The organism is Streptomyces sp. NPDC101234, from assembly GCF_044767525.1.
GTDB lineage: Bacteria > Actinomycetota > Actinomycetes > Streptomycetales > Streptomycetaceae > Streptomyces > Streptomyces sasae.
The window spans coordinates 406255-425736 of sequence record NZ_JBIWOA010000002.1; the positions used below are offsets into that span (position 1 = coordinate 406255).

Sequence of the window (19482 nt, forward strand, 5' to 3'; positions counted from 1 at the left end):
GGGCAGTCAGTTCACGATCGCCGGGGCGGGTGCGCGGTTGGCCCGCCGACGCCGGTCCCGTACCGGCCAGAACAGCACATATGCGGTGGAGACGATGACGAAGCCCAGGCGGATCAGCCCGCGGGCCGCGTCACCGGGAACGACGAAGACCGCGCCGTACAGGGTGGTCAGGCCGATCCAGCTCCACCAGGGCACCAGGGCCCGCTGTCCGATCGCATCCCACAGCAGTGTGCCCAGCAGGACGGAGGCGGTGTAGTAGGTGTAGACGCTGGGGTCCAGGGCGATCCGGGCGTTGGCGCCGAGCAGGACGACGGCGGGCCAGCGGCCTCGCCAGACCGCGAGGCAGCCCAGCGTCAGCCCCATCGCGGCCTGTGCGGGCCGGTCCCAGGGAGGGGTTCGCGGATCGTCCACGCCGAGCCAGTGCAGCGCCGACGCGGGCTGGTTGGGGATGGTGAACCGGGCCGCGGTCAACGACTGCGGGTCACTGAGGAGGAACGGCAGCCAGGCGAGCGCGATCAGAGCCGTGCACCACAGCCCCGCGCGCAGCCACTGTCCCCTCGGCAGTGCGAGCAGCAGCGGCAGGAAGGCCAGCGCGGTCGGTTTGGAGTCCATCGCGAGGGCCAGGAAGATGCCCGTGGCGGCGGGGTTGCCGAGGGTGAGGGCGCGTACGGCGAGGGCCGTGAAGAAGAGTGCCAGTACGTCGTCAAGGTGGCCGAAACGGACGGCGACCTCGATCCACATCGGGATGAAGGCCAGGCCCGCGATCAACACCCGCTGCCGCAGCCGCTGGTGATTGGTGCCCGTGCCCAGGAGATGCCAGGCGGCGCTGCGTCCGACCACCACCAGGATCAGCAGCCCCAGCAGCGACATCAGAGCGGCGGCCAGGAACTGTCCGACGGGCTCGGGAAAAGGGTTGAACAGCCCCGCCGCCAGGAAGCTGACGGGCCCCATCTGGAGCTGGGGGTGGTGGGCGTACAGATTCAGGCCGCCGTCCGCCCTGCCCGAGCCCGCGTAGAGCAACTGCCCGCCGAAACGCAGATAGTGCCAGGAGAACCCCCCGTGCGGCTGGACCACGGCGAACCAGAGGACGGTCCAGGCGGTGAGCAGCACCAGGTGTACCCGCTGGCTGATGGCCGACACGCTTTCTCACTTCCGGTTCTTGTCGCCTCGCTGGGTCCCCCGCACGTCATGCACCCCTTCTAGAGATGGAAGGAAGGCGGGGCGGGTTCTCGGCGCGAGGTAAGAAGCGGCCGCCTGTTCAACTCCCCCTAATTCTCAAGCATGTTGTCACGGCGCCTCATACGATCCCTTCGCCGCCCGCACACCAGTGCGTATTCGGGCACCGGGTGCGGGCATCCAAACGGGAGGGATCACTTGACCATGTCCTTCGGCGCGCGCCCGCGTGCCGTCCTCGCACTGCTGGGAACCCTCGGCCTGTCGCTGGCCGCCGCCGTGTCGCCCGCGAGCGCGGTCGGCGGGACGCCCACCACACCCACCCAGCTGTTCAACGGCTACCGGAACTGCTCGACCGACGCGGACCGGCCCACGTACCTCTGGGCCGGGAACAACGTTGTCGTCGAGGGCGTCCCCGGGACCACCGACCCCACCGACAGCTCTCCGCTCGGCGTCCGGTACCAGGTCTGGCCGGTCGCCGACCCGTCGCACACCGAGACGGTCACCCGTGACCGCGTCACCCCCGGGTTCGAGGCCACGAGCATCCTGCCCGGCGACATGCTCGCCGACGGGCAGACCTACGCGTGGCGGGCGCAGACCGTGGCCGGGGACGCGGCCTCGGACTGGTCCGTGCCCTGTTACGTCACGATCGACGACACCCGCCCGGCGAGCGCGCCGACCGTCACCTCGCCGAACTACCCGCCGAACCAGTGGAACCAGGGCGGCGACCCGGTCAGGTTCACGTTGAGCGCCAACGGCGCCGACGACGTCGCCGGGTTCCAGTACTCCTGGACACAGCCCCTTGAGTCCATCGTTCTCGCGGACATCGGCGACCACGGCATCCCGCAGCCCCGCGACCCGTACGCGGACCCGGGGCACTTCGTACGCGCCGACGCCACCGGCGGTTCGGCCACGGTCGACCTGGTTCCGCCGCAAGGTGGCGCCGTGACCCTGTGGGTGCGCAGCCTCGACCGGGCCCTCAACCCGTCGGAGACCACCAGCTACCGGTTCTACGTCAGCCCCACGCCGCCCACCATCACCCCGGCCGACCCCTCACCCGAGTTCGGCGACACGACCGCGTTCACGTTCCGGCCCGACGCCGCGCTCCAGTCGAGGAGTCCGGTCGTCGGTTACTCCGTGCACACCTTCGGCGGTCCTAACGGCGACAAGACCTTCGACGTCCCGGCGGCGGCTGACGGCACGGCGACGACAGAGCTCACGATCGACGGCATCACCGGCGAGCATCTCGACGTGACCAGCAGGAGCGCGAACGGCTGGGTCAGTGACGCGGCATTCTGGGACATCGACTACGACACGACTCCCACCGTCGCCTCCGAGGTCTACCCCGAGAACGGTTCCGGCGGCGGTGCGGGCGTCCCCGGCACCTTCACGTTCACCCCGAAGGTGAAGGGCGTCGTGAGCTACACGTACACCTTCGACACGGAACCGGAGGTCACGGTCGCCGCGGGAGCCGACGGCACCGCGAGCGTCGACTGGACCCCGGACTCGACGGGCGCCCACGGCGTCCAGGTCTACGCGACGACCCGTACCGGCATCCAACTGGCCTCTTACTCCTACGACTTCACCGTGGACTGACTCCGCGAACCCCGGCCGTTCATGGGCCAGGCCCAGGCCCGCCGCAGTCGCCGGTGGGCCTGGGCGGCGATGTTGCGTCAGTCGGGCTTGACGACGGCCGTCGCCTTGAATCCGCAGCACTGGATCTCGCGGACGGGGGCGACGGACGTCTTGCGGATCCGGTCGCCGCGCAGGGTGCCGGTCGTGTCGACCGTGCCGGCGACGACGCCGATGCCCACCCGGCCGCCGGTGATCTCGTTGTGGTCGGTCGTGCCGTTGCCGTCCTGGATGACGATCCCGAAGAACCGGTTGCCGGTCAGCCGGTTGTGGCTGATCCGGCAGCAGTCGGGGCTGGAGATCTGGTAGATGCCGATGTCGGTGTCGGAGACCTGGTTGCGGGAGATCTCGGTGCCCGGCGGGGTGCCGATGGCGGCGATGCCGGGGGACTGGAACTCGCTGATCGGATCCCCGCCGCACCCGGGGAGGGTGCATACGGCATGGGAGACCCGGTTGTCGGTCACGGTGGCCACCGCGCTTCCGACGACGATGCCGACCTGGGCGGCCGGGATCTGGGCACCACCGGTGACCACGTTGTTCTCCGCGATCACCCGGGAGGGCGTGCCCTGGCTCGGGCCGTTCAGACTGATGCCGTCGGTCTGGTAGCGGGTGACCGTGACATGGGTGATCCGTCCGGAAGCGGCGCTGCCGGCCGCGCCGTCCACCTGGACGTAGTCCGGCAGTCCGACGGTCACACCCCGGCCGAACGCCTGGTCGGCCGGACAGGACGGGGCGGGCAGCATGTCGACGACGCGCGTGCGTGACAGGTCGAGAACGGCGGACTGGAGCGCGGTGACGCCGCTGACCAGTTGATCGCACGGCACCGGCCCGGTCACGGTGAAGCCGGACATGCGGACGTGGGCGCCATGGGCGATCCGTACGACGGACGTCACCGGCACGCTGTGGCGCACGTCCTGGGCGAAGGGGGTCAACTTCGCCGGAGCCTTGATGACCGGCGAGCCTTTGCCGGTGGCCTTGAGTGTGAGGTCCTTGCCGCTGACGACGACCTCCTCCGTGTAAGTCCGCGGCTGGACGAGGATCGTGTCGCCCGAGGCGGCCGCGTCCACCGCCGCCTGGATGGTGCGGTAGTCACGCGGTACGACCAGTGTCGACGCCGCGTGGGCGGCGGGTGCGACCGCCACCAGGGCGCCCAGCGCCGCCAGGACCGACAGAACCGCGAGGAAGCCCCTCGCGCCCGGCTTTTCCGACTTCTTCGAAGCGCCCCTCATGGAACTCCTTGCTCAGCACATGGGCGAACCAGGCAAAAGTATGGATATCCGTTCATAGGGATATGTGGCAGGGCGTCATGTGATTCAAACGAGGGTCGCCTGTCTGGTCGCACGTCCGCCTCGCCGCGCGGCACCGCTTGACCATGCCTACGCTTGACTGGTCACCGCCGGGCATGGACGGGGGGACCCCCGCGTGAAGCGGACGGCGGTCCGACTCCCTGTAGCACCGGAACCGGAAGGCGGTCTCGTCATGGCCACTGCACCTGGGTTCGACACCCCCGTTCTCGACACGATCGCCGCGATGACGATCGACTCCATCGAGCATTGCCACATGGACGAGCGCACGCTCATCCTCAGCCGTATCGCCGCGCTCGTGGCCATGGACGCACCAGCGGTCTCCTACCTGGCCCACGTCAACCCCGCGATCAAGGCCCAGTTCACCGTCGAGCAGCTGCAGGATCTCCTCGTGGCGATCGCACCCGTCGTGGGGACGGCGCGGGTCATGTCCGCGGCCGGCCACATCGCCCAGGCCTTCGGCGTCGCCATCGAACTGGCCGACAGCGAGGCCGAGGCCATAGCGCGGGCCGAGGCGGACAGCCGCACCGGTATCTGAAGGGCGTTGTCGCGATCGGGCCCCGGCGCCGGGCTGCCGCGCGTCAGCCGATCGGCGCCGGCAGGGGCCGGACGTCGTAGTGGAGGCGGATCGTGTCGCCGGTGGCGGGGTCCGCCAGTTCCACGGTCCAGCCGTCGGCGAACTGGTCGACGCCGGGGGCCATGGGGAGGGTGCCGGAGAAGAGGACGGTGCCGGGCGTGAGCGCGCCGCGTGAGCGCAGGACGCCGATCCAGTAGGCGGGGGCGAGGAGTTCGGCGAGGGTGCCGTGCTGGATCTCCGTCGACGTGTCGCCGTGGGTGACCCAGGCGCGCAGGACGAGGTCGTCGAGGCGGGACTCCACATCGGCCAGGCGCCAGGCGCGGCGGGCCAGCACGTCGGGGCCCGCGTTCTTGCTCCAGGCCACGCCGTGCACCTCGAGGTCGCGGTCCGTGTGGTCGCTGGCGGCGGTCAGCAGCAGCTCGCCGTCGTCGGCCACGACCAGCGCCCACTCCGCCTCGCCGGAGGTGTGCCCGTGCTGCGCGTGGACCCGGTCGGTCTGCTGGGCGAGGTAGGGGGAGACCGGGTAGAGGGCGGGCGTCACGGACGGGCCGGGCACGCCCAGCTCGGCGAGCTCCGCGACATGCGCGGCGACATCCTCCTGGCTGCGCCCGGCGTACCCGGCGTTGAGGACCTGGACGATGTCGACCTCGCGGGTCGATCCGTCGGGCAGTTCGAAGGTCAGCACGGCCATGAGGGCACTCCCAGAGCTCGGGTCCGCGGTGAAGCTCTCACGCGGGGGCTTGCGCATACTGCCTGTATACAAGAAGTATGCCGGAAGGTCGATGTCCCCTGGCTCGAAGGGCGACGCCGACCCCACCGCCGGCCCCGGACGTTCGAAGTGCGAAGGAGGACCGCTCTGTGCGGATCGCCCTGAGTCAGCTCACCACCGGCCCCGACCCCGGCAGGAACCTCCGGCTCGTCGAGGAGTGGACCCGGCGCGCAGCGGACGCCGGAGCCCGCGTCGTCGTCTTCCCGGAGGCGTCGATGGCCTGCTTCGGCACCCCGCCGGCACCGCTCGCCGAGCCCCTCGACGGTCCGTGGGCCGACGGAGTGCGGCGCATCGCCCGCGCCACCGGCACGGTCGTGGTGGCCGGGATGTTCACCCCGGCTCCCGGGGGCCGGGTGGCCAACACCCTGCTCGCCACCGGCCCCGGCGTCGAGGCGTCGTACGACAAGATCCACCTCTACGACGCCTTCGGCTACCGCGAGTCCGACACCGTCGCCGCGGGGTCGGCCCCGACGGTCATCGACGTGGACGGCGTCCGGCTGGGCCTGGCCACCTGCTACGACGTCCGGTTCCCGGAGCTGTTCCGGGCACACGCCGACGCCGGAGCCGACGCCACGCTGCTGGCCGCCTCCTGGGGTGCCGGGCCCGGCAAGCGCGAGCAGTGGGAGCTGCTGGTGCGGGCTCGCGCGCTGGACGCCACCGTGTGGCTCGCCGCCGTGGACCAGGCCGATCCCGGCAGTGGACCGAGCTCCGTCCCGACGGGCATCGGGCACAGTCTCGTCGTCGGACCCGACGGGACCGTCCGGCACGCCCTGGGCGCCGGCCCCGAGCTGCTGGTGGCCGACCTGGACATCGACGAGGTCGCCGCGGTCCGGCGGCGCACCTCCGTACTGGCGAACAGGCGCCCGGAGGTGTGGCGATGAGCAAGCCCGAGCTGGAGTTCCACTTCCCCGACGGACCATGGCAGGCCCCGGCCGGTGCCGGGCCGGGCGTCGAGGAGCGCGTCCTGGCCGACGACCCCGGGCGCGGATCCCGTACGGCGCTCGTCCGCTGGGCGCCGGGCACCGACACCTCGGCGGACGGCGTGACACGCCACGACTTCTGGGAGGAGGTCTACCTGGTCGAGGGCGCGATGCACGACCTGACCCTCGGCCGGACCTTCACCGCGGGCATGTACGCCTGCCGCCCGCCCGGCATGCCGCACGGCCCCTGGACCTCCCAGGGCGGCGTCACCATGCTGGTGATCACCTACCCGGACACTCCCTAGCCCGCGAGCAGCACCCTGAGCGTCGACTCCAGGTGGTGGTCGATGGCGGTACACGCGGCCTCTGCGTCACCGGTCGCCAAGGCGTCCAGGATGGCCTCGTGTTCCTCCAGCACCGCTTCCTGGCGGCCCTGCCGGTTGAAGAGGGCGACCACCCCGGCGCGGACCTGGCGGCTGCGCAGGCCGTCGTAGTGACGGTCCAGGAGGGCGTTGCCCACGGCGGACACCAGGGCCGCATGGAAGCGGTGGTCCACGGCGATGAACTCCCGGGCCTGGCCGGCGCCGGTGAGCTCGCTCTGCTGTGCCAGCAGGGAGCGCAGCTCCGTCACCGGCGCCGTGCCCCCGGAGACGAGCTGCTGGGCTGCGTATCGCTCGACGATGCCCCGCAGCTCCATGAGCTCGCGGATCTCCCGTCCCGTCAGGGGGGAGACCCGGGCGCCCCGCTTGGGCACCAGCTCCACCAGATCCTCGGCCGCGAGCTGCAGCAGTGCCTCCCGGACGGGGGTGCGGGAGACGCCGATCCGGTCCGCGAGTTCCTGCTCCGACAGGAAGGCGCCCTGCATCTCCGGATCCGTCAGCACGGTGTCCTTGAGGTACGCGTACGCCTTGTCCCGACCGGACGTCACGGTAACCCCCAGGTATCGCATACAGCCTGTATACGGACGCTACCACGCACCTTCAGGGGGCTTCGGCGGCCGCTCACCCCGGTGTACGGCCGCCCTTCCCGCTATGCCGGTGCCGAGGGCGTCAGCCGATGGCGTACGCCCGGTACACCGTCTCCACCGAGTGGTCCCCGGCCGAGTCGGTCACCTCGGAGCGCAGGGCGACGGCGCCGGAGGCCGGGTTGTGGACGGACGCCTGCCAGACCGAGCCGGAGTGCCTGACGGTCGCCGCCTTCCAGGTTTTGCCGCCGTCGGCGGACGACCAGACCTTGACGGCCTTGGCGGTCACCTTGGTCAGCTTCGCGTCGGGGCCCTGGGAGCTGCGCCCGGCGGTCACGTCGACCGTCGTGGTGCTGCTCGGCGCGGCCTGGTTGCGGCTGTTCAGCCCGGTGGGCAGGAAGCGGGTCAGGAAGACGGGCGCGACGATCGCCCTGGCCGGGTCGGCCACCTTGAAGTGCCAGTCGAGGGTGACCCGGGGCGACAGCATGCCGACGGGGAAGGTGATGCCCGGGCGGTAGCGGTGGGCGTCGACCGTCAGGCGGTACCAGCCGGCCGAGCGGATGCCGGCGGAGAACTCGGCGGGCCCGGTGCGCCAGTCGGTCAGGGTCTGCTTCTTGACGGTGGTGCTGCCCTTGGACAGGACCACCGTCTCCTTCGTGATGTCCCCCCAGCCGCCGCCGATGTCGGGGTCGCCGATCAGGGCGTCCGGAGAGAAGCCGATGGACTTCTGCCCGAGCACCGGCAGACTGGTCATCGGACCCCACGCGGCCCGGCCGAAGGACTGGGTGAAGCTCTGTCCCGCCTTCAGCGTCCTGAGCTTCGGGAAGCCGCCGCTGACGTTGTCGCCGTTGCTGCCGAAGATGTCGTCGCGCGGCTGCCAGGTCCCGGGAGTCACATGGACGGTGGCGCTGTACGGGGCGTTGTCGTCGCGCACCCCGGCCATCAGGTCGGTCGTGCAGTCGTCGACCTTCGGCGCCGCCTGGAGCGCGGTGAAGACCTGACTGCCCATCTGCGTTCCGCTGCGCACCGAGAAGCGGACCGCCGCCAGCCCCGACCGCTTGAACGACCCGCCGGGCGCGGCCGGGATGCCCGTGGTTTTCTTCACGGCGACGTAGCTGTCGTTGCCCGACCACTGCGCCAGGTACCCGAACTGCAGCAGCTTGGACGAGTTCGGGATGGCGTAGAGCGCCCCTTCGTCGTTCCAGCCGCCCGCGCTGTAGGCGGAGGGCATGTCCATACCGGCGGCGCACACCTGGGCGCTGATCCGCGGCGGGGCGGTCACGTCGGCGGGCGTGTCGAGCGACACCTTGACGGCCTTGCCCTTGCGCGCGTCGAGCGTCACCGACTTGCTGCCCGACACCTGGACGACCGCCGCACCGATGGTGTCGGTGCCCAGACCGTCCGTGGCGCTCTCGTAGATGTCGGTCATCGCGATGTAGCGCCCCGACGGCAGGCTGATCCGCTTGCCGGACTTGACGCGGTACGTCTGACCGGACGACGCGTTGACGACGGTGACCGTCGTCGAGACCTTGCCGCCGTGCCGCCCCAGCGTGGTGACGGTCAGTGAGGCCGACGCCGCCTGCGCGGAAGTGGCGGAGGCGGCGGACGCGATCAGCGGTACCAGCGCGGCCACACCGACGAAAGTGAGCGATCTTCGTCGCACCATCATCATCAACTCCCCCTTGAAACCCCGAAGTCGGCCAATCCTAGCCGTGTCACGGACATGGCAGATTCGAGGTGAGGGGCAGGCGACAGGCGGCGGACCCGCGCCCTCCGTGCCGTTCGCCCGCATCGGGCTCTCACGTGCACATGTCGCTATGGTTGCTCAACCACTTCAGCACCTTCACGCTGGCCGTCGTCCGCAGTCTGCTGCTGCGCCGCAGGTAACCGTTGGTGGCCCACGGGGAGCGCAACGACATGGTCGGTGTGACGCCGGGGATGTTCGGCGCCATCTACGGGATCATCCTCGCGTTCGTGATCGTCACCCTTTGACATCCTCCCCCTCTTTGAAAGAGGGGGATTCCAACCCAGGCGGGTTGAGGTTCACGGGCGCTCAAACGGCTGGTGGCCGCTGTCACCCCTCCGGCACCGGCTGTTCGCCGGGGGCGGGGGATCCCGCCCTGTCCTGCCGCGATGTTGATGCTTGCGTTGTCATCGGCGTTGCAGGTGAAGCCGCAGGACACGCAGATGAAGTCGGCTTGGCTCTTACGCGACTTCTTCTCGATCCACCCGCAGGCACTGCACCGCAGACTCGTGTAAGGCGCAGGAACGTCCTCGACCCGGCCAGGAGCCTTGTGCTCGGTGCGCCGACGCAACAGGCCCCAGCCCTGAGCGAGGATGCCCCGGTTCGGCCCGGCCTTCTGGCGAACGTTCCTGCCAGGCTGCTCCGCGGTTCCCTTCGCGGAGCAACAGGCCGTCGGCCATCTCGACGACGTGGCCTCCCAGCGCCGCGCCCGTATCACCATGGCCCGCCAGGAACTGCCGTCGCTGCTCCAGGCGTTGGCCATCGGCGGTGCCCTCGTCCTGGTCCCGCTCACCTTCCTGTACGGCATGCGGAAACTGAGGGTCCAGGTCCTGTTCGTCGCCTCGGTCGCCGGACTCGGCGGCTTCAGCCTGCTCCTGGTCTTCGTCCTGGACCGCCCCTTCGCCGGCGACCTCAGCGTCAGCCCCGCCCCGTACCGGGAAGGGGCCCTCGCCCAGTACTGGGCGAAGTGAGCGGCGCAGCGCACGGCGGCAGGCGACGGTCGTCGACTACGCGGGAGGGGCGTAGGGGTTTCCGTCGGGCCCCAGCGGGCCACCCCACGGCATCGCCGGCGGCGGGACCGGGGTCCAGTCCGGGCCGCGGTGATCCAGCCACCACCTGCCGATGGTGTGGAACTTCTCCTCGAAGCCGCGATCCCAGCTGAGGAACCCGGTGCTCGGCGCCCGCAGGCGGGTCCGGCGGCCGCCCGCCTCGAAGATCACGACGGCCCGGTTTCCCATGAGGGGCTCGATCTGGATGGCCTGGACGTCCGACCACAGGATGGTCCTGCGGCGGAAGTTGTGCACGATGGCCGCGGACGGCGTGAGAGTGACCCCGGTGGACCGCGGGACGATCAGTCCCACGACCAGCACGACCCCCCACACGAACAGCAGGACGGTTGGAGGACCGTAGGGATCCCTGCCCAACCAGGACAGGCCCTGAAAGAGCGAGATGACGATGGCGGGCAGCACGGCCAGCAGGCGTTGGAGGGGTGTCAACCGGAAACGGATGCGCTCCGGCGGCACAGCCCCGACCTGCGATTGTTCCATCGATCCCCGCCCCTTAGGACAACACGGCCCACACGGGCCCAGTACCGCCAAGGCAGCATGGCGGACCGTGGACACGCTGTCCATCTGTTGAGCGGACCGGAGGTGCGTCGTCCGTCGGCAACGGTGCGGCGATGTCAGGAACCGGCCCCCGCCCTCGGCCGGGAATCGTCGCAGAGGTCGAGGATCTTGCCGAACGGTCGGCGCAGCACCACGGCCACAGGTGCGGTGTCGTCCCTCGTGTACCGGGCCAGTCCGGCGCGCGCGACGTCCGTGTCCGCGCGGGGATCCCGCCCCGCGAGGAGGGCCTCCAGGGCACGCCCGGTGGCCTCGGCGACCGGGAGGAGCTGTGTCCGGGCCCGGGAGAGGGTCGGGGTGGGCCCGTGGCGCACGGTGCAGATCTCGACCTCGACGGCCAGGGTCACAAGATGGGTCGCCGCCCGGACCGCGCGGTCGATCCGGTCGCCCAGTTCGGTCACCTCGTCCTGGTGGCGCCGCCGCAGCGGATTGAACCGCATGGCCTGTTCCGCCTCCCGCGCCTGGGCCCCGTAACCACGCAGCCTGTCCGCCGCTGCCTGTGCCGACGCCCGGTTCGCGCACGCCGCGTCCGGCGCCCCGATCGCCCGCGTGCTGCGCACCACGCCCTCCGCCAGACCGTCCGCGCACTGCCGCGCCAGCGTCTCCGCTTCCCGACGGGGGTTCCGCGGCCAGAGCAACGGACCGAGGACAGCGGTGACCGCGCCCCCCAGCGCGTTCTCCCACAGCCGCGCAAGGCCGTACGAGTCGGGCGAAGGGTTGGCGAAGACCAGCAGCGAGGTCACCGCGACCTGCACGTTCAGTGTCGTCCCGGAACTGACGACGGTCCCGCACAGCAGGGCCAGCCCCAGCACGACGGCGAGGACGACCGTGGTCGGTTTGAAGAGATTGACCACGGTGACGCCCAGGGCCACTCCGGCCATCACACCGAGGATCCTCAGCAGCAGTGCCGCCAGGGAGGAGGCGGAGTCACCGCGCAGGCACAGAAGGGGAACGATGGCGGCGAACACCGGCGGCTGATCGGCCCCGGCCCACAGCGCCGCCTGCCAGCAGAGCACCGCGATCACCAGGATCCGGGCTGCCGACGGCCCCTGCACCCGGAGCCTGCGGCGCACCTGCGTCCACGGGGAAGCGCCCGTCACCCGCCCACCATAGGCACACAGCGTGGCCGGCCGCCCTCCGGTGACGACCAGGGGGGTCAGTGCCCGCCGGCGGCGAGTTCGTAGTCGCCGACCAGGTCGCCGAGCAGGGTGCCGGCGGTGAGGTCGCCGGTGACGTGGCCCGCCATGTAGAGGCGGGAGTAGAGGACCTCGTCCTGCATCCATCGGTACTCCGCGATGCGGTGCGGGGAGAGGGCGCCGAGGAGGGTGCCGGCCGCGGCGGACCGGGCCGCGTGCCGGGAGGGGTAGGAGTACGGACCCGGTCTTCGCGAGTTGCTGGTCCGCGCGGAGCTCGGCGGTGCGCTCCTTCGCCGACGGCGGGGCCGGGACCTGCTGCGCCGCCCAGGCGGTGAACGCCTTGTCGTCGCGGGCGGTGCCGTGGGTCCTGCGCCACTCGGCGAAGAGGGCGTCGGCCTTCGTGCGCTGGGCGTCCGCCGCCTTCCCGATCGCGGCGATCTCGGCGTCGGTGAAGAGCGCGGGCGGCGGGTCCTGCTTGATCCGCTGTGTCGCGCCGGGCTTCTTGGCGGTGACCGCCGTGACCAGCTGCGGTCGCGGGGGCGGCGGCCCTCGCCCTGCCCTGCTGACGGCACCCGGGCCCGACGGCCGCGTACGGTGGGGGCATGGCCGCCCCGCCGCTTCCGGGCCCGCTGGCCCACCTGGCCACGCTGCTCACCCACTACGGCTACTGGGCCGTCGGCGCGGTGGTCCTCCTGGAGGACTTCGGTGTGCCCGCCCCCGGAGAGACGATCCTGATCGCCGCCGGGATCTACGCGGGGGCGGGACAGCTGAACATCGCGGCCGTGGCGGCCATCGCGTTCACCGCCGCCGTCGTCGGCGACAACATCGGCTACCTGATCGGCCACACCGGCGGACGGGCCTTCGTGCACCGCTGGGGCCGCTATGTGTTCATCACCCCGGAGCGCTTCCAGAAGGCCGAGGAGTTCTTCACCCGCCACGGCGGCAAGATCGTCGTCGTCGCCCGTTTCGTCGAAGGACTGCGCCAGGTCAACGGCATCATCGCGGGCACCAGCGGCATGCACTGGCGCCGCTTCCTCGTCTTCAACGCCATCGGTGCCGCGCTGTGGGTCGGCCTGTGGGCGAGCCTCGCCTATGTGGCGGGCACCCACATCGCCGCCATCTACGACGAGATCCGCCGCTACCAGCTCTACGCCCTCATCGCCCTCGCCGCCCTGGTCGCCGCACTCGTCCTCCGGCACGTATGGCGCCGCCGGCATCGGGACTGACCATGCGGGCGTCCAGGGCCTGCGGGTGGGTGAAACCTCGCGGCAACAACCTATTGACATGACATTTGGCTGGCGGCATGGTTCTCGATTCAGAGGGTCTTTTAAAGCGCTCTAAATCCATCCGTCTCCGTGGACGAGGAAACCCCCATGACCGTACGCGTAGGAGTGATCGGGGCCGGCTGGATCGGCCAGGAGCACATCCGCAGACTGACCGAGACCGTGACCGGAGCCCAGGTCACCGCCGTCACCGACATCGACCCGGCCCGTGCCGCCGAGGCCGCCGAGCCGGTCGGTGCCCGGGTGCTGCCCGACGGCGCGGCCGTGGTCGCCGCGGACGACGTCGACGCCGTCCTCGTCACCTCCTGGGGCCCCACCCACGCCGAGCACGTGCTGAACGCGATCGCCGCCGGCAAGCCGGTCTTCTGCGAGAAGCCGCTGGCCACCACCGCCGAGGACTGCCTGCGCATCGTCGAGGCCGAGCGGGCCCACGGCCGCCGGCTGGTCCAGGTCGGCTTCATGCGCCGCTACGACGCCGGCTACCGCCGGCTGAAGCAGGTCATCGACTCCGGGACGATCGGTGAACCGCTCGTCGTGCACTGCGCCCACCGCAACCCGACCGTGCCCGAGTCGTACCACACCGACATGGCCGCGCTCGACTCCGCGGTCCACGAGATCGACGTACTGCGCTGGCTCCTCGACGACGAGATCGTCTCCGCCCAGGTGGTCCTGCCGCGCTCCACGAGCAAGCGGTTCGAGCACCTGACGGACCCGCAGATCATGCTCTTCGAGACCGCCAAGGGTGTCCGTATCGACCTGGAGGTCTTCGTCAACTGCCAGTACGGCTATGACATCCAGTGCGAGGCGGTGGGTGAGGAGGGTCTGGTCCGGCTGCCCGACCCGGCCGCGGTCGGCGTCCGCACCGCAGGTCGGCACAGCACGGCCGTGCTCACGGACTGGGTGGGCCGCTTCGTGGACGCCTTCGACACCGAGTTCCGCGAGTGGATCGCCGGCATCGCCGCCGGCAACGAGCCCAGCGGCCCGTCCGCCTGGGACGGCTATGCCGCGACCGTCATCTCCAACGCGACCGTCGAGGCACGGAAGACGGGCCGCATCATCACCACGGACATGAAGCCCCGCCCCGCCTTCTACGGCGGCACCGACTGAGCACCGCTCCCGGCTTCCACGCCCTGCCTGCCTGACACAGGCGACACTCCGTCGGCCGTCCGCTCCTGAGAGCGGGCGGCCGATGTCATTTTGCGGGGGCAGGCCGTCTTCCGGCAGGTGACCAGGGCGACGGGTGCGAGGGCGCGACGGGCAGGACCAGCGCGAGGGGCAGGACGGGCGCGAGGGGCAGGACCAGCGTGACGGGTGCGGCGGTACTACGAGGGGTACGGCGGGCATCCTTGGTGCGCCACCACCGCTGGCCCGTCCGGCTTGGCAAGGCGGGCGGGCGACCGCCCACGTTTGTTCTGCATCGTCGGTCAGGGTCGTGAGGCACTCGCCCCTTCCGTCTGTCCGTCGCCCGGCCGACTGACGCCGCTGTCCCGCATGTGCTTGCCGCCGCCTTGTCGCCGTTTCCGTTTGCACGCATGCGACAGCACACAAGCGAGCTGCGCAGGGCGGATCGGCCCTGAACAGCTCGCTCGCTCGGTACGCATCCCGGCGATGCTTCCTCAGAGGATCACGTGCACAGAACAAAGCGGAGAGCAGAGGGAGTTGATCCCTGCTCTCCGCTTCGGGGAAGACGCGGTGTGAGGCAGGGTCCTCGACCGTGCCTCACCCGGCTCAGCCGTTGGCGTCGGCCTGGAGCTGCGCCAGCTCCGCTTCGAGGTGGGCCATGGCCTCGCCGCCGGCCATCAGGTCGGTGATCTCTTCGCGCGTGCGTTCGCCCTTTTGGAAGTCGTCGGCCTTCTGGCCGCGGATCAGGACGGCGAAGTGGTCGCCGACCATCATGGCGTGGCGGACGTTGTGGGTGACGAGGATGACCGCGACGCCCTTGGCGCGGGCCTGCATGACGATCCGCAGGACGTGCGCGGCCTCCTTCACACCCAGGGCGGCGGTGGGCTCGTCGAGGATGAGGACGTTGGCGCCGAAGTAGACGGCGCGGGCGATGGCCAGGGCCTGGCGTTCGCCGCCGGAGAGGCTGCCGACCAGGCGGTTGCCGTCGGTGACGCGGGTGATGCCCAGGGACTGCATCTCGCGGACCGCGATCTCGCCGGCGAGTTTCTTGTCGAAGAGCTTGAACGGGCCGAATCCCTTGGTGGGTTCGGCGCCGACGAAGAAGCAGCGGCCGACGCCCATGAGGGGGAAGGTGCCGCCGAACTGGTGGACGGTGGCGATGCCCCGCGCGGACGCGTCGCGCGGGCTGTCGAGTTCGACCTTCTCCCCGTTGATCTCGATGGTGCCGGAGGTCGGCTTGTGGAAGCCGGAGAGGATCTTGATGAGGGTGGACTTGCCGGCGCCGTTGTCGCCCAGCAGGCACAGCACTTTGCCGGCGTCGACTTCGAGGGAGATGTCGGTGAGGGCGTTGGTGCCCAGGAAGGACTTGTCGATGCCGGTCAGGCGCAGAAGGGGGGTGGTCATGGTCAGGCTGCCTTCTTCGCGGTGCGGGGCTTGTAGGACAGGGCGAGGCGGCGGAAGGTGTTGTTCATCAGGACCGCGGCGAGGATGAGGATGCCGAGGATGAGGCTGGCCCAGTCGGAGTTCCAGCCGGTGTAGTAGATGCCCTGGTTGACGATCGCGAACGTGAGGGTGCCCAGGACGACGCCGAAGACGGAGCCGTAGCCGCCGGTCAGGAGCACGCCGCCGACGACGACGGCGATGATGGAGTTGAAGACGAAGGACTGGCCGTTGGCGACCTGGGCGCCGTTGTAGAGGATGGTCTGGATCACGCCGACCAGCGCCGCGCCGAAGCCGCTGGCCATGTAGAGGGCGATCTTGACCTTGTCGACGGGGATGCCGGTGGCGCGGGCGCTCTCCTTGTCGCCGCCGATCGCGAAGATCCAGTTGCCGTACTTCATCAGCTGCAGCAGCACGGTGACCACGGCGGCCAGGCCCAGCCACCAGAAGATCGCGACCTCGAACTGGCCGGCGATGAGGGTGCCGAACAGAGCCTTGGAGAGCGGGTCGGGGCTGACCGGGACGCTGGTGGTGCCGGTGGCGATCCGGGACAGGCCGAGCGTGAGGCCCGCCATCGCGGAGAGCGTGGCCAGGGTGATGACCAGGGAGGGGACGTTGGTGCGGGTGACGAGGATGCCGTTGAGGAGGCCGGTCAGCAGGCCCAGGGCGAGGGCGAGGAGGATGCCGACGATCATCGGGGCGCCCCAGTGACCCGACACGATCGCGAGGGTCATCGAGCTGCCCGCGAGGACCGAGCCCACCGACACGTCGAGTTCACCGGCGATCATCAGCAGGCCGACCGGGATCGCGATGATGCCGAGTTCGGCGGCGATGTTCAGCCAGCTCGCCGCGCCCGCGGGAGCCAGGAACTTGGTCCCGCCGAAGATCGCGAAGAAGACGAAGACGGTGATCGTTCCGATGAGCGCGCCCGCCTCGGGACGATGCCGCAACTGCCCCAGCATGCTCTCGGACTGCTTCGGAGGAGCGGCTACGGCGGTCTCTTTCTCGGCCGTGGTGTCAGGAAGTGAGGTTGTCATCGGAGTGAAGTCACCTTTGGGAATCCGGTTGTGCCGCGCGGCAGGGTGGGGGAGGGGCGCCGGGCCCGGGGAGAGGCCCGGCGCCAGGGACGGGGTGGGTCAGCGGACGCCGGCCTTGGTGCCCGCGATCGCCTTGTCCACGTTGTCCTTGGTGACCAGCAGCGGGCCGGTCAGGATCGGGTTCTGCGGCGGGAGCACGCCGTAGGACAGGTACTGGTTGGCCATCGAGACGACGTAGAAGCCCTGGAGGTAGGGCTGTTGGTCGATGGCGAACAGTTCGTTGCCCGCCTTGATGCGGTCGAGCTGGCTCTGCGAGAGGTCGAAGGTGCCCAGCTTGACCTTGCTGCCGACGCCCGCCTGCTTGATGGCGGCGGCCGCGCTGTCGGCGTCGCCGACGCCGATGGTCACCACGGCGTCGATGCTGCTGTCCTTGAGCAGCGCGGCCTTGATGGCCTGGGTGACGGCGGAGGGGTTGCCGAAGTTCGAGGAGGGCAGCGGGAGTTGCTTCGAGGACGAGCCCTTGCCGGCGGCGCCGTCCTTGATGCCCTTGCAGCGGGCCTCCGAGTTGGCGGCGCCCGGCACGGTGTTGACGCACAGCACGTTCTTGGCGCCCGCCTCGGCGAACGCGACACCACCCGCCTTGCCGGCCTGGTAGTCGTCCGAGCCGATGTACTTGAGGGCGCCGACCTTGTCGGCCGCGGTGATGCCGCCGGAGTTGTAGGTGAAGACCGTGATGCCCTTGGCGATGGCCTCCTTGATCGCAGAGTCCTGGTTCTCGGGCACCCAGTCCGGTACCAGGATCGCCGACGGGCTCTGCGAGACCGCGGTCTGCGTCAGCTTGGCGACGTCCGGGCCGAGGTTGTCGTAGTTGGCCGGGCCGAGGTACGTGACCGTGCCGCCACCGGCCTTGACCAGCTTCGCCGCGTCGTCGACACCGCGCTTGACCGTGGACCAGAACGGGTCGTCGGACTTGCCGCCGATGACGACGAGGGACACCTTGCCGGTCTTCGCGGTGGACGTCGTGCCGCCGCCGGAGGAGGCCGTCGCCGTGCCCGTGTCGTCGCCGGTGGCCTTGCCGCTGGCGCACCCGGTCAGCGCGGTGGACGCCAGGGCGAGCAGGCTCAGTGCGGTCAGGCCGCTTCTGGAGAGACGGCGGCCGGACGGCTGCCGGGTCTGCGTGCGTTCCATGTGCTGGGGTGCTCCTTCGTGTGGTGCCGGGCGGTGCTTGAGCGGGGCCGGGCAGGGCAGGGCTCGGGCTGTGCGGGTGTGTGCAGCGGGTCGCACGCAGGCCCGGGGAAGGCCGGCACGTTCGCGGTGCCGTGCGGTTCGCGTGGTCGGGCACAGAGGTGTCGGCGATCGGTGGAACGGCTCGTCGCGGGGGCGTCCCGGCACCGGTCGCGGTGATACCGGACTGAATGGTGAGTGAGGGTTCCGCGCTGTTTTAAATCGCTTTAAGGGGTGGCCAGAGCATGCTTGTGTTTCCGATACGTGTCAAGGCTCTGCCCGTAAATGCGCATAGTCCCGTTATTCGCCCGGGAAAAGCTGCATTGGCCATGCATTTCTGGCCCGTGTGGTCGCGCCCCATGGTGCGCACGGCCGACTCCGACGGTGCGGTGGGCCCGGATCAGCGCGGAGGTGCCGTGGTCCCGCGGACGACGAGGGAGGGGGCGAGGACGATCTCGCGGGAGGCGGTGCGGCCCTGGTCGAGGCGTTCGACCGCGGCCACCACGGCCTGCCGGGCCTGTTCCTCGGCCTCCTGGCTGACCGTGGTGAGGTCGAAGCAGGTCAGCCGGGACAGGGTGTCGTCGTCGTAGCCCGCGACGGAGACATCACCGGGGACGTCGACACCGGCCCCCCGGAGGGCCGTGAGCATGCCGATGGCGCTGCGGTCGTTGAACGTCACCACCGCGGTCGGCAGCTCGCCGCCGTCGAGCAGGTGCTTGCCGACCCGGTCGCCGGCCTCCTCGGTGAGGTCCCCGTGGAGGACCCTGATCTGCGCGTCGAGGCCGTGGTTGCGCATGGCGGTGCGGTAGCCGCGGCGCCGGTCGGTGGCGATGACGCCCTTGCCGCCGTCGACGTAGGCGATCGCGCGGTGGCCGAGACCCACCAGGTGGGCGACGATCTGGCCCACCCCGTCGTCGTCGGCACTGCGTACGACGTCGACGCCGGCTCCGGTGACCCGGCGTCCCAGTGAGATGACCGGCACCTGGCGGCCCAGGTCGGCGAGGACGGCGGTGGGAGCCACCGAGCCGATGAGGATCAGCGCCTCGCAGCGGAAGGCCAGCAGCGTCTCGACGGCGGTGCTCTCGGTGCGGGTGCGGGTGTGGGTGCTCAGGACGAGGTCGTAGCCGACCTCCTCGGCCGCCGTGTGCAGGTGCTCGACCAGCTCGGCCTGGAAGGCGCTGTGGATGTCGATCATGACGCCGAGCAGCCGGCTGCGCTTGCTGGCCAGGGCGCTGGCGGTGCGGTCCGGGCGGTAGCCGAGGTCGGCGGCCGCCTTCAGGACCCGCTGCCGGGTGCGTTCGCTGGGACCCGGGACGCCCCGCAGCACCAGTGACACCGATGCCGTGGACAGGCCGACGCGCGCGGCCACGTCCTCCAGCCGGGGACGCGAGGCGCCGTTGGCGCCCGCGAGGGCGCTGGAACCGGGCTCTTCCACGCGGCCTCCCGTCGTTCTGCGGCAACACCCTTGACATCTGCCAGTGACGCCGCAGATAGTACCAGCACTTAAAGCGCTTTAAAGAGCCACGGTGCAGAGC

At 70.6% G+C, this 19482-nt stretch carries 21 protein-coding genes; 7 read left to right on the plus strand and 14 right to left on the minus strand.

The annotated features are described in order from the left end of the window. Window positions 1-6 precede the first annotated feature (6 nt). The gene (locus ACIRR9_RS05130) at window positions 7-1140 is read right to left on the minus strand and encodes a hypothetical protein (RefSeq protein WP_403747694.1); all 1134 of its coding nucleotides are present in this window, start codon (window positions 1138-1140) and stop codon (window positions 7-9) included. 240 nt (window positions 1141-1380) lie between these two features. On the opposite strand from ACIRR9_RS05130, the gene ACIRR9_RS05135 reads away from it, so the two are divergent. Further along, complete coding sequence (locus tag ACIRR9_RS05135; RefSeq protein WP_403747697.1) at window positions 1381-2769, plus strand: hypothetical protein; 1389 nt, start codon at window positions 1381-1383, stop codon at window positions 2767-2769. Window positions 2770-2846: 77 nt separating this feature from the next. On the opposite strand, the gene ACIRR9_RS05140 is transcribed toward ACIRR9_RS05135, so the two are convergent. After that, window positions 2847-4034, minus strand: a complete 1188-nt coding sequence (locus tag ACIRR9_RS05140; RefSeq protein WP_403747700.1) for a nitrous oxide reductase family maturation protein NosD — start codon at window positions 4032-4034, stop codon at window positions 2847-2849. A 250-nt stretch (window positions 4035-4284) separates the two neighbouring features. On the opposite strand from ACIRR9_RS05140, the gene ACIRR9_RS05145 reads away from it, so the two are divergent. After that, window positions 4285-4647 (plus strand): carboxymuconolactone decarboxylase, encoded by a 363-nt coding sequence (locus ACIRR9_RS05145; protein ID WP_365337844.1) that lies wholly within the window; start codon window positions 4285-4287, stop codon window positions 4645-4647. A gap of 43 nt (window positions 4648-4690) precedes the next feature. Here the strand turns inward: ACIRR9_RS05145 and ACIRR9_RS05150 are convergent, their stop codons facing one another. Beyond that, window positions 4691-5377: a DUF2848 domain-containing protein gene (locus ACIRR9_RS05150; protein WP_403747703.1), complete on the minus strand. Its 687-nt coding sequence runs from the start codon at window positions 5375-5377 to the stop codon at window positions 4691-4693. A gap of 167 nt (window positions 5378-5544) precedes the next feature. Between ACIRR9_RS05150 and ACIRR9_RS05155 the strand changes: the two genes are divergently transcribed. Both ACIRR9_RS05155 and ACIRR9_RS05160 read left to right on the plus strand, forming a co-directional pair. Next, window positions 5545-6336 (plus strand): carbon-nitrogen hydrolase family protein, encoded by a 792-nt coding sequence (locus ACIRR9_RS05155; RefSeq protein WP_403747706.1) that lies wholly within the window; start codon window positions 5545-5547, stop codon window positions 6334-6336. After that, the gene (locus ACIRR9_RS05160; protein WP_403747708.1) at window positions 6333-6680 is read left to right on the plus strand and encodes a cupin domain-containing protein; all 348 of its coding nucleotides are present in this window, start codon (window positions 6333-6335) and stop codon (window positions 6678-6680) included. Before ACIRR9_RS05155 ends, ACIRR9_RS05160 begins: the two co-directional genes overlap by 4 nt. Here ACIRR9_RS05160 and ACIRR9_RS05165 read toward each other — a convergent pair. The 4 genes from ACIRR9_RS05165 to ACIRR9_RS05180 form a co-directional block, all read right to left on the minus strand. Then, window positions 6677-7303 (minus strand): GntR family transcriptional regulator, encoded by a 627-nt coding sequence (locus ACIRR9_RS05165; protein WP_403747711.1) that lies wholly within the window; start codon window positions 7301-7303, stop codon window positions 6677-6679. The two genes, ACIRR9_RS05160 and ACIRR9_RS05165, sit on opposite strands and share 4 nt — an antisense overlap. Window positions 7304-7424: 121 nt before the next feature. Then, window positions 7425-8972, minus strand: coding sequence for a hypothetical protein (locus tag ACIRR9_RS05170; protein ID WP_403747713.1), 1548 nt, complete (start codon window positions 8970-8972; stop codon window positions 7425-7427). Window positions 8973-9138: 166 nt separating this feature from the next. Beyond that, window positions 9139-9291: a hypothetical protein gene (locus ACIRR9_RS05175; RefSeq protein ID WP_403747714.1), complete on the minus strand. Its 153-nt coding sequence runs from the start codon at window positions 9289-9291 to the stop codon at window positions 9139-9141. Next, window positions 9292-9654: a zinc ribbon domain-containing protein gene (locus ACIRR9_RS05180; protein WP_403747716.1), complete on the minus strand. Its 363-nt coding sequence runs from the start codon at window positions 9652-9654 to the stop codon at window positions 9292-9294. It abuts the gene before it with no gap. Window positions 9655-9676: 22 nt separating this feature from the next. Here ACIRR9_RS05180 and ACIRR9_RS05185 point away from each other — a divergent pair, with 22 nt between their 5' ends. After that, entirely contained in the window at window positions 9677-10054 is a 378-nt protein-coding gene (locus tag ACIRR9_RS05185; protein ID WP_403747718.1) for a hypothetical protein, read from the plus strand. Between the two features lie 36 nt (window positions 10055-10090). Here ACIRR9_RS05185 and ACIRR9_RS05190 read toward each other — a convergent pair whose 3' ends face one another. From ACIRR9_RS05190 to ACIRR9_RS05200, 3 genes are all read right to left on the minus strand, one after another. Beyond that, complete coding sequence (locus tag ACIRR9_RS05190) at window positions 10091-10630, minus strand: hypothetical protein (RefSeq protein ID WP_403747721.1); 540 nt, start codon at window positions 10628-10630, stop codon at window positions 10091-10093. Between the two features lie 134 nt (window positions 10631-10764). Beyond that, entirely contained in the window at window positions 10765-11805 is a 1041-nt protein-coding gene (locus ACIRR9_RS05195; protein ID WP_403747723.1) for an FUSC family protein, read from the minus strand. A gap of 56 nt (window positions 11806-11861) precedes the next feature. Then, complete coding sequence (locus tag ACIRR9_RS05200) at window positions 11862-11984, minus strand: hypothetical protein (protein ID WP_403747725.1); 123 nt, start codon at window positions 11982-11984, stop codon at window positions 11862-11864. 459 nt (window positions 11985-12443) lie between these two features. Between ACIRR9_RS05200 and ACIRR9_RS05205 the strand changes: the two genes are divergently transcribed. Both ACIRR9_RS05205 and ACIRR9_RS05210 read left to right on the plus strand, forming a co-directional pair. After that, window positions 12444-13067, plus strand: a complete 624-nt coding sequence (locus tag ACIRR9_RS05205; RefSeq protein WP_403747727.1) for a DedA family protein — start codon at window positions 12444-12446, stop codon at window positions 13065-13067. A gap of 147 nt (window positions 13068-13214) precedes the next feature. Then, a complete protein-coding gene (locus ACIRR9_RS05210) occupies window positions 13215-14231 on the plus strand; it encodes a Gfo/Idh/MocA family protein (RefSeq protein ID WP_403747729.1) in 1017 nt (338 codons plus the stop codon). A 621-nt stretch (window positions 14232-14852) separates the two neighbouring features. Here the strand turns inward: ACIRR9_RS05210 and ACIRR9_RS05215 are convergent. The 4 genes from ACIRR9_RS05215 to ACIRR9_RS05230 all read right to left on the minus strand — a co-directional run bounded on the left by ACIRR9_RS05215 (window position 14853) and on the right by ACIRR9_RS05230 (window position 19382). After that, a complete protein-coding gene (locus tag ACIRR9_RS05215; RefSeq protein ID WP_403747731.1) occupies window positions 14853-15650 on the minus strand; it encodes an ATP-binding cassette domain-containing protein in 798 nt (265 codons plus the stop codon). Between the two features lie 2 nt (window positions 15651-15652). After that, a complete protein-coding gene (locus ACIRR9_RS05220) occupies window positions 15653-16723 on the minus strand; it encodes an ABC transporter permease (protein WP_403747734.1) in 1071 nt (356 codons plus the stop codon). 99 nt (window positions 16724-16822) lie between these two features. Beyond that, the gene (locus ACIRR9_RS05225) at window positions 16823-17911 is read right to left on the minus strand and encodes a sugar ABC transporter substrate-binding protein (RefSeq protein WP_403747737.1); all 1089 of its coding nucleotides are present in this window, start codon (window positions 17909-17911) and stop codon (window positions 16823-16825) included. Window positions 17912-18347: 436 nt separating this feature from the next. Then, the gene (locus ACIRR9_RS05230; protein ID WP_403747739.1) at window positions 18348-19382 is read right to left on the minus strand and encodes a LacI family DNA-binding transcriptional regulator; all 1035 of its coding nucleotides are present in this window, start codon (window positions 19380-19382) and stop codon (window positions 18348-18350) included. Between the last annotated feature and the right edge of the window lie 100 nt (window positions 19383-19482).